A 6176-nucleotide genomic window follows, 5' to 3' on the forward strand; every position below is an offset into this window, starting at 1 on the left:
CGACGGGGAACCAGCGGCGGGCCAGGATCCCGGCGAGAGCGGCCAGCAGCAGCGTCACGGCCATCACGCTGGCCAGAAGGATCGGCTTGTCCTTGGTGCCGAACTCGCGGACGGCGTACTCCTTGAGTGGCGTGGGGGTCAGGTCGATGACCGTGGCCCCCACCGCCAGCACCGGGGACGACGCTGGCTTGAGCAGCGCGGCGACCAGGTGCCCCGCGGCCATCCCGCAGAGGGTGGCAAGGACGCCGGCGCCGGCGAACGGCATGGCGGATCGCAGGGCAGTCCACAGTCGTTTCATGGGGGTTGTTCGGAGCGGCACCCCGATCGGATGGGTGTGCGGGCGAGACGCGTGCAACGTGGTTGCAACGTTCGCCGACCCACGCTGGACGGTGCGACCCTCGAGGTGGGACTCGGGGTCGGTGAGTCCGCCGACGAGTTTGGAGCACTGCTGGTGCCTGCGCTGAAGACACGGTTCACTGAGGAGATGACCTCCGACGGCATGCGCGCCCAGGTGGCGGAGTCGTGGCACCGCTCCGCGGCTGCTGGAGTGCGCGCCGATGACGCGGAGGCCCCGATCACCCTGCCCGAGGACAGTCTCCGCGGCCACCGGGAGGCGCATCCTCTGGCGCAGGTCTTCCCGCTGCTCGACGACGTCCTCGGGCAGGCGGCCCGCGACTGTGACGCGGTGATGGCGGTCTCCGACGCCTCGGCCCAGCTGCTGTGGGTCTGCGGGCACCCGCAGGTCCTGCGCAAGGCCGAGAAGATCGGCTTCGTCGAGGGGTCCAACTGGGACGAGCGCTTCGCGGGCACCAACGCGCCAGGCATGGCACTGGCTCTCGGCCATCCGGTCAGCATCATGGGCTCCGAGCACTTCCGGCACTCGGTGCGCAGCTGGAGCTGCGCAGCCTCCCCGATCCACGACCCGACCACGGGGGAGCTGCTCGGGGTCCTGGACGTGACCGGTGGCGACGAGCTCGTCGTGCCCCAGACCATGGCGATGGTGCGTGCCGCGGCACGGATGGCCGAGACCGAGCTGGCCCATCACAAGCTCACCGCCTCCACCGCGCCTCCAGAGGTACGCCGGAAGTCGGGCTTCGGCCTGACGATCCAGGGGCTGGGCCGCAACGAGGCGCTCCTCGAGATCGACGACGGCTCCGGACGGCGCTCGACGCTGCGTCTGTCGCCCCGTCACAGCGAGCTGGTGCTGCTGCTCGGCTCGGCGCCGCGCGGCCTGTCCGGTGACGAGCTGGCGGTGCTGCTCTACGAGGAGGACAACTCCGGATCGACCCTGCGGGCGGAGCTGAACCGGCTGCGCAACCTGTTGGGCGACGACCTCCTCGCCAGTCGCCCCTACCGACTGGCCGCCGACGTGTCGGCCGACTGGCTGGCACTGGAGGCCCGGATCGTGAACGGCGACGTCGCCGGCGCCGTGCGCGCCTACCGGGGCCCCCTGCTGCCGCGCTCCACGGCACCGGGCGTGGTCAGGCTACGTGAGGGCATCGACTCGACCGTGCGCCAGGCGGTGCTGAGCTCCGGCGTACCCGACCTGATGTCGACGTGGACCCGCTCGTCCTGGGGCACCGACGACTACGACATGTGGGTGGCCCAGCGGCAGGCGGTCGGCCCGCACTCTCCGCTGCTGCCGTTGATCACCGGCCAGATCGACCGCCTGGACCGAGAGCTCGCCTGAGAGTTCGGCCTGAGAGTTCGGCCTGAGAGTTTGGCCTGAGCGCAACGTTCGTGCAACGTGCGGCTCCCTACGTTGTGAGCGGCGTCACCTTCCGGCGCCTTCTCTCGACCCTTCTGCCTTCTCATTTCCAGGGAGTCACGACATGACTGTTCACGCCGCACCCGGCACCGACGGATCCTCCATCGAGGTGAAGAGCCGCTACGGCCACTTCATCGGTGGCGAATGGGTCGACCCGATCAAGGGCAACTACTTCGAGAACGTCTCGCCGGTCAACGGCAAGCCGTTCACGGAGATCGCCCGCGGCACCGCCGAGGACATCGACGCCGCGCTCGACTCGGCCTGGAACGCCGCCGACGCCTGGGGTCGTACGTCGACCACCGAGCGGTCCAACGTCCTGCTCAGGATCGCCGACCGCATGGAGCAGAACCTCGCGGACCTCGCCGTCATCGAGACCTGGGACAACGGCAAGGCGGTCCGCGAGACCCTCAACGCCGACATGCCGCTGGCGATCGACCACTTCCGCTACTTCGCCGGCGCCCTGCGCGCACAGGAGGGCGGCATCTCCGAGATCGACGAGAACACCGTCGCCTACCACTTCCACGAGCCGCTGGGCGTGGTCGGCCAGATCATCCCGTGGAACTTCCCGATCCTGATGGCCGTGTGGAAGCTCGCGCCGGCGCTGGCCGCAGGCAACTGTGTCGTCCTCAAGCCGGCCGAGCAGACCCCGTGGTCGATCCTCAAGCTGATGGAGCTGATCGGCGACCTGCTGCCGGCCGGCGTGCTCAACGTGGTCAACGGATTCGGCGTCGAGGCCGGCAAGCCGCTGGCGTCGTCGCCGCGGATCCGCAAGATCGCCTTCACCGGCGAGACCACCACCGGCCGCCTGATCATGCAGTACGCCACCGAGAACATCATTCCGGTGACGCTCGAGCTCGGCGGCAAGAGCCCCAACATCTTCTTCGACGACGTGGCCAACGAGAAGGACGCCTTCTACGACAAGGCGCTCGAGGGCTTCACCATGTTCGCGCTCAACCAGGGTGAGGTCTGCACCTGCCCGTCGCGAGCACTCGTGCAGCGGTCGATGTACAGCGACTTCGTGGCCGACGCGATCGTCCGCGTCGAGGCGATCAAGCAGGGCAACCCGCTCGACGAGTCGACGATGATGGGCGCCCAGGCCAGCAACGACCAGCTGGAGAAGATCCTCAGCTACATCGACATCGGCACCAAGGAGGGCGCGAAGGTGCTCACCGGCGGTGGCCGCAACGTGCTCGAGGGCGACCTGGCCGAGGGCTACTACGTGCAGCCGACCGTCTTCGAGGGCGACAACTCGATGCGCATCTTCCAGGAGGAGATCTTCGGCCCGGTGGTCTCCTTGACCGGGTTCGACGACGAGGCCGACGCGCTCAAGATCGCCAACGACACCCTCTACGGCCTCGGCGCCGGGCTGTGGACGCGTGACGGTTCACGGGCGTTCCGCGCCGGCAAGGCGATCGAGGCCGGCCGGGTGTGGACCAACTGCTACCACGCCTACCCGGCACACGCCGCGTTCGGCGGCTACAAGCAGTCGGGCATCGGTCGCGAGAACCACAAGATGATGCTCGACCACTACCAGCAGACCAAGAACCTCCTGGTCTCCTACAGCCCCGACAAGCTCGGCTTCTTCTAGATGGAACGCGTCGCCGTCACCGGTGAGGCTGCGGAAATGATCCGCAGCCTCACCGAGACCCACGGCCCGGTGATGTTCCACCAGTCCGGCGGCTGCTGCGACGGATCGTCGCCGATGTGCTACCCCGACGGAGAGTTCCGCACCGGGGCGGCCGACGTACATCTCGGCGACCTCGACGTGGGGCTGGAGTGCGGCGTGCCGGTGTGGATGAGCAAGGCGCAGTTCGAGTACTGGTCGCACACGCACCTCACCATCGACGTGGTGCCGGGTCGTGGTGCCGGGTTCTCGCTCGAGGCTCCGGAGGGCAAGCGGTTCCTGATCCGCTCCCGGCTCATGGAGGACTGAGGCGCCGAGGTTCAATGGTGGCCGGGGGCAGGGCCCGTGCCCGCACCGCCCTCGGCCACCGTTGAAGGGGAGCGATGCAGGGAGTCCTGGCGGGTTTCGCCACGATCATCGCGGTGATCGGCCTTGGTGCCCTGCTGGCCCACATCAAGGTCCTCGACCTCGGGTCGCAGACCGTGCTGGCCCGGCTGGCGTTCTTCGTGGCCAGCCCCGCCCTGATGGTCACGGTGCTGGCCGACACCGACGTGACCGACGTCTTCTCCCGCAACCTGGCCGCCACCGCCGTCGGGGTGCTGGTGGCCACGGCCACCTACGTCGCGGTGGCCCGCCTCTTCTTCCGCCGTGATCTCGCCGACACGGTGATCGGCTCCCTGTGCTCGGCCTACGTCAACGCCGGCAACCTCGGACTCCCGATCGCGGCGTACGTCATCGGTGACGTGGCCCTGGTGGCGCCCACGCTGCTGATGCAACTGCTCGTGCTGCAGCCGCTGGCCCTGGCCGTGCTCGACCAGGCCACGTCGCCCGAGCCGCCGTCCGCGTGGCGGCTGCTCTCCCGGCCGCTGCGCACCCCGCTGACCGTCGGATCGCTGATCGGTCTGGCCTTCTCCGTGGTCGAGGTGGAGATCCCGGCGCCGGTCCACGACCCTCTGGCGCTGGTCGGTGGCATGGCGGTCCCGGCGATGCTGCTGGCCTACGGCGTCTCGCTGCGGCTCGGCCCGACGCCCGGACGTGGCGCCGTCCCCACCGAGCTCGGCCTGATCGCGGTGCTCAAGCTGGTGGTGCAACCCCTCACGGCGTACGCCGCCGGCCGGTTCCTGTTCGGCCTCGACGCCGACGCGCTGCTGGCCGTGACCGTGCTCTCGGCGCTGCCGACCGCGCAGAACATCTTCGTGCACGCGACCCGCTACGACCGGGGCGTGATCCTGGCCCGGGACTCGATCTTCGTGAGCACCATGCTCGCGGTGCCGGTGATGTTCGTGATCGTCGCACTGCTTGCCTGAGCCTCGCCGGTCACCGGTGACGGAACTGGCAGGATGGCCCGCATGACCGAACTCGTGAAGTACGCCGTGGCCGACGGCGTCGCCACCCTGACCTTCGACTCGCCCCACAACCGCAACGCGCTCTCGCGTCAACTGGTCACCGAGCTCTACGAGCGGCTCGATCGGGCGGCGGGCGACGATGAGGTGAAGGTCGTCGTGATCACCGCAGCGGGCACGGTCTTCTGCTCCGGTGCCGACCTGTCCGAGGCGGCCGGCGGCTCGATGGAGGAGGGCGCCCGCGGCATCGTCGACATGCAGCGGCGCATCGTGGAGTTCCCCAAGCCGGTGGTGACCCGCGTGTACGGCGCCGTGCGGGCCGGAGGCATCGGCATCGTGGCCGCCTCCGACATCGCCATCGCCGCCGACGACGCGTCGTTCGCGCTGACCGAGGTGAAGCTGGCACTGGCCCCGGCGGCGATCTCGTTGACCGTGCTGCCCCGGATGACCTCCCGGGCCGGCGCCTACGCCTGCCTGACCGGCGCGAAGTTCACCGGCGCCGAGGCCGCCGACTGGGGGCTGGTCACCCGTGCCGTGCCGGCCGATGAGCTCGACGAGGCCGTGGCCGCGGTGTGTGCCGAGCTGTCCTCCGGTGCGGCTCAGGGGCTGCGTGAGACCAAGGCGCTGCTGGCCCGCGACCTGCTCGACCGCATGGACGCCCGTGGTGACGACCTGGCCGCCCTCAGTGGCCGCCTGTTCGGATCCGAGCCGGCGCGTGAGGCGATGCTGGCATTCCTGAACAAGAAGAAGTAGCCGCCCGGGCAACCATCCGGTCCTCCCACCGTGTGGTGAGGGGTATGACAGCTGAACTCGACGTCCGCGACGTCGTACGAATCGGGGGACAGTCGGTGCAACGCGACTTCGACGCCTTCGTGGCGGCCCGCTCCGGGGCGCTGCTCCGGACCGCCTACCTCTTGACGCACGACCACGCACTGGCCGAGGACCTGCTCCAGACCTCGCTCACCAAGGCCTGGTTCGCCTGGTCGCGACTCGACGGCCGGCCCGAGCCCTACGTCCGCAAGATCCTGGTCAACACCTACGCCACCTGGTGGCGTCGCAAGTGGAACGGTGAGCACGCCACCGAGGACCTGCCCGAGCAGGCCGGTGCCGACCAGACCGAGAACGTGGCCGCCGGTCATGACCTGTGGTCGGCGATGGAGCGTCTGCCCCGCCGACAGCGTGCGGTCGTGGTGCTCCGCTACTTCGAGGACCTCACCGAGGCCGAGACCGCCCAGGTGATGGGTTGCTCGGTCGGCACGGTCAAGAGCCAGACCAGCAAGGCCCTCGCGAAGCTGCGGATCGACCCCGCGCTCGCCTCCGACGACATCGTGGACACCACGGATGAGCAGGGAGCAGACCGATGACGAACCTCCAGGACCTGCGCGAGACCCTCCGCTCCCACGCCGACCTCGACGACACCACGGCGCCCGCCCGGGTCGCC

Annotated in this window: 6 protein-coding genes and 1 pseudogene; 6 read left to right on the plus strand and 1 reads right to left on the minus strand. The window is 69.5% G+C overall.

Translation table 11 applies throughout. The annotated features are described in order from the left end of the window. A pseudogene (locus tag NJ4_RS17280) lies at nt 1-298 on the minus strand (molybdopterin-dependent oxidoreductase); the annotation flags it as partial. A 153-nt stretch (nt 299-451) separates the two neighbouring features. Between NJ4_RS17280 and NJ4_RS17285 the strand changes: the two are divergent. From NJ4_RS17285 to NJ4_RS17310, 6 genes are all read left to right on the plus strand, one after another. Continuing rightward, nucleotides 452-1690, plus strand: a complete 1239-nt coding sequence (locus NJ4_RS17285; RefSeq protein WP_245644608.1) for a GAF domain-containing protein — start codon at nt 452-454, stop codon at nt 1688-1690. A 142-nt stretch (nt 1691-1832) separates the two neighbouring features. Further along, entirely contained in the window at nt 1833-3356 is a 1524-nt protein-coding gene (gene exaC / locus NJ4_RS17290; RefSeq protein WP_067437906.1) for an acetaldehyde dehydrogenase ExaC, read from the plus strand. Further along, nucleotides 3357-3701: a DUF779 domain-containing protein gene (locus tag NJ4_RS17295; protein ID WP_067437908.1), complete on the plus strand. Its 345-nt coding sequence runs from the start codon at nt 3357-3359 to the stop codon at nt 3699-3701. It begins immediately after the preceding gene. A gap of 74 nt (nt 3702-3775) precedes the next feature. Beyond that, nucleotides 3776-4699 (plus strand): AEC family transporter, encoded by a 924-nt coding sequence (locus NJ4_RS17300; protein WP_067437910.1) that lies wholly within the window; start codon nt 3776-3778, stop codon nt 4697-4699. Between the two features lie 42 nt (nt 4700-4741). Then, entirely contained in the window at nt 4742-5488 is a 747-nt protein-coding gene (locus NJ4_RS17305; protein WP_322787628.1) for an enoyl-CoA hydratase family protein, read from the plus strand. Nucleotides 5489-5532: 44 nt separating this feature from the next. Then, nucleotides 5533-6099: a SigE family RNA polymerase sigma factor gene (locus tag NJ4_RS17310; RefSeq protein WP_067437914.1), complete on the plus strand. Its 567-nt coding sequence runs from the start codon at nt 5533-5535 to the stop codon at nt 6097-6099. Nucleotides 6100-6176 lie beyond the last annotated feature (77 nt).

Origin of the sequence: Nocardioides jensenii JCM 1364 = NBRC 14755, from assembly GCF_001552535.1 — a bacterium.
Taxonomy (GTDB): domain Bacteria; phylum Actinomycetota; class Actinomycetes; order Propionibacteriales; family Nocardioidaceae; genus Nocardioides; species Nocardioides jensenii.

Excerpts from the sequence above, each read along its gene's own strand:
- exaC (WP_067437906.1), top strand. The coding sequence starts at position 1,833 with ATGACTGTTCACGCCGCACCCGGCACCGACGGATCCTCCATCGAGGTG.
- NJ4_RS17295 (WP_067437908.1), top strand. The coding sequence starts at position 3,357 with ATGGAACGCGTCGCCGTCACCGGTGAGGCTGCGGAAATGATCCGCAGC.
- NJ4_RS17300 (WP_067437910.1), top strand. The coding sequence starts at position 3,776 with ATGCAGGGAGTCCTGGCGGGTTTCGCCACGATCATCGCGGTGATCGGC.
- NJ4_RS17305 (WP_322787628.1), top strand. The coding sequence starts at position 4,742 with ATGACCGAACTCGTGAAGTACGCCGTGGCCGACGGCGTCGCCACCCTG.
- NJ4_RS17310 (WP_067437914.1), top strand. The coding sequence starts at position 5,533 with ATGACAGCTGAACTCGACGTCCGCGACGTCGTACGAATCGGGGGACAG.